Annotated in this window: 1 pseudogene; it reads left to right on the top strand. The window is 50.5% G+C overall.

From position 1 onward, the window contains the following. Window positions 1-521, top strand: a pseudogene (locus Q0975_RS28365) (hypothetical protein); the annotation flags it as partial.

Raw genomic sequence — 521 nt, 5'->3', positions numbered from 1 at the left:
ATACAAGGTATCACTGGAGCACAGGGAATACAAGGTATCACTGGAGCGCAAGGTATCCAAGGTGTAACTGGAGCACAGGGAATACAAGGTATCACCGGAGCACAGGGAATACAAGGAGTTACCGGAGCACAAGGAATTCAAGGTATCACTGGAGCACAAGGAATACAAGGTATCACTGGAGCACAAGGTATCCAAGGAGTTACTGGAGCGCAAGGAATACAAGGTATCACTGGAGCACAAGGAATACAAGGAATCACCGGAGCACAGGGAACACAAGGAATCACTGGAGCGCAAGGTGTAACTGGAGCTCAGGGAATACAAGGAATCACTGGAGCGCAAGGGGTAACTGGAGCACAGGGAATACAAGGAATCACTGGAGCGCAAGGAATAACTGGAGCACAAGGAGTAACCGGAGCACAGGGAACACAAGGAATCACTGGAGCGCAAGGGGTAACTGGAGCACAGGGAATACAAGGAATCACTGGAGCGCAGGGAATACAAGGAATCACTGGAGCGCAAGG

This window comes from uncultured Aquimarina sp. (genome assembly GCF_947500065.1).
Classification (GTDB): Bacteria; Bacteroidota; Bacteroidia; order Flavobacteriales; family Flavobacteriaceae; genus Aquimarina.
This window is presented reverse-complemented; position numbering and strand designations above follow the sequence as displayed.